Here is a 2,187-nt window from a genome sequence, read left to right as displayed (position 1 = left end):
CCGTTGAGTTCGTAATCCATCTGGATGGCGTGGGATTTAATGGTAATCCCGCGTTCTTTTTCCAGATCCATATCATCCAGGGTTTGGGACTGCAGTTCTCTTTGGGTTACCGTATTGGTATACTCCAAAAGTCTGTCTGCCAACGTTGACTTACCATGGTCGATATGTGCAATAATGCAAAAGTTTCGTATGTTTTTCATTGAATATTCAGATAGTGGGCAAATTTAGTGTTTTTTCCCGGAATTTTTCTTACTATTTCAAGTTGGGTTTCGCGATAGGGATAGCAGCGGAAACCCCGCAACAGCGTTGGGATTGCTGTGGCGTGAGGAGTTGCAGCGGATAGCCCGACCCGGGAACGGCTTCAGCGGCTGCGAGGGGATCGCCCAAAAAAAGAACGACCTCTGCAAAATAATTTGTAGAGGTCGCTCAAACATTAAAAAAATAAACTATTATGGTCGCCTGCTCTGCGGGCTGTTGGAGCGCCCGTCTTGTTTTTTGTCTAATATCTTGCTGCGCATTTTACCTTCTGTCTGGTACATTTGCAAAACCTGCTGTGGTTTAAGAACCTTCATGAATTTTTGCGCGTATATTTTTCTGTTGTCTAAAAGCTGCTGCCCAATATCGAAACTTTCATTGAGTTTTCTTTTTGCTTCGTCATCACTCATATTTTCGTAGTCTTCGCTGGGCTTAAACCTGCTTTTAATACTGTTCTGTTTTTCCTGATATTCCGCATACAGCGTTTTAAATTCCTGCTGATCAGTTTGCGGCACATCCAATTCTGAAACCATCATGTTTTCGCGGAACTGCTTCAAAAGCGACATTTTTTCCTGCGGACTCATTTTCTGGATGACCTCCTTTCGCTGTTCAGGCTTCATATTCTTCCAGTCGTATTTCTGTTCCTGTGCAAAACTGAGTTGTGAGCCAGAGAATACTGCGATGAGTAATAATAAAATCTTTTTCATAGTGGTTTCCTTTTTAATAATACAAATCCAGATAAATGTCCTGCTCAGTATTTTTTCCTAAATCTGCCAGTTCTGCCGAAGTAAACCCAGCCAGAATTTGATCTACCTGCACTTCAGGATTTAGTGTTTTTGTCTTATTCTGAACTTCTGCGCTTGTTTCTGCTTTGGTAGAAACTGCAAATTGCTCTTTGTTTCCTTTTTGATTAACTGATGCAGCAGAAGTTAAATCGTTTTCTAAAATTTTATAGGCAACTGTCGCTTCATTTTGTAATTGAGTTTGTGGTGATGTATTGACAGCCGGCGCGTTCACTGCTAATGCCTGATTTTCAGTTACTGCGGTATTTTCTTCACCACCCTGATTCACAAAGAATGTAATCCCGAAAATCATCGCGACTGCCGCAGCTGCAGCGTAAGCCCAATTCATCTTAAAAACCCTGGCCGGCTTCTGGTGAACAGTTTCCTGCAACACTTTGGCCTGAATATCATTAAAAAAATGATCGGGTGCGGTGTAAATATTTTTACGTTCTAATTTCTCAATATCCAAATTTTTCATTCTCGAAAAAATTTATTCTGTATAATTTGACTTTATATAATCTTCTACTTTCTGTTTCGCGTAATGGTAATTTGTTTTTAAAGTACCTACCGACATATCCAGAATTTTTGAGATTTCCTCGTAAGGTAAATCTTCATAATATCTCATATTGAATACGAGCTTCTGCTTTTCGGGCAGCGAATGGATTGCTTTCTGCAGTAAAACCTGAATCTCGTCGGCTTCTGCAGATACGTTATCTGCTACCAGATTCTGGAGATGGTATTCTGCATCTTCATCCGATTTCTGCATCTTTTTCATTTTGTTAAGCTGCTGCAGCGATTCGTTGGTAGCAATCCGGTAGAGCCAGGTGTAAAGTTGGCTGTCCTGCTTAAACTGGTGAAAGTTTTGGTAAGCTTTTATAAAAGTTTCCTGCAAAACATCCTGTGACAGATCATGATCTACAATAATTCTTCTGATATGCCAATACAACCTACTCTGATAAGCATCCATCATCAGGCGGACTCCTTTTTCACGGGATTTCTCGCCAGACATCAGCCGGATAATTTCTTCTTCCTTAATCTTCATTGAGATGCTTTCGGTGTTTTGATGGTAAATTTAACTAAAAGTTAAATAAGTATTTCAATTTTCAGTCCAAAGCAAAATATTTATATTTGTTCATATTTAATTTCATGA

4 protein-coding genes are annotated in these 2,187 nt (G+C 39.7%); all 4 read right to left on the bottom strand.

The window, feature by feature from the left end; translation table 11 throughout:
* Positions 1 to 200, bottom strand: a 200-nt coding sequence (locus tag V5N63_RS11670; RefSeq protein ID WP_332034079.1) for a GTP-binding protein, incomplete at its 3' end; no start/stop codon positions are given.
* A gap of 249 nt (positions 201 to 449) precedes the next feature.
* Positions 450 to 962, bottom strand: a complete 513-nt coding sequence (locus tag V5N63_RS11665) for a hypothetical protein (protein WP_332034078.1) — start codon at positions 960 to 962, stop codon at positions 450 to 452.
* Positions 963 to 975: 13 nt separating this feature from the next.
* On the bottom strand, positions 976 to 1,515 hold the full coding sequence (locus tag V5N63_RS11660; protein WP_332034077.1) for a hypothetical protein: 540 nt from the start codon (positions 1,513 to 1,515) through the stop codon (positions 976 to 978).
* Positions 1,516 to 1,527: 12 nt separating this feature from the next.
* A complete protein-coding gene (locus V5N63_RS11655; protein ID WP_332018649.1) occupies positions 1,528 to 2,079 on the bottom strand; it encodes an RNA polymerase sigma factor in 552 nt (183 codons plus the stop codon).
* Positions 2,080 to 2,187: the final 108 nt, after the last annotated feature.

The sequence above is a fragment of the Kaistella sp. genome, from assembly GCF_032060305.1.
Classification (GTDB): domain Bacteria; phylum Bacteroidota; class Bacteroidia; order Flavobacteriales; family Weeksellaceae; genus Kaistella; species Kaistella yananensis.
This window is presented reverse-complemented; position numbering and strand designations above follow the sequence as displayed.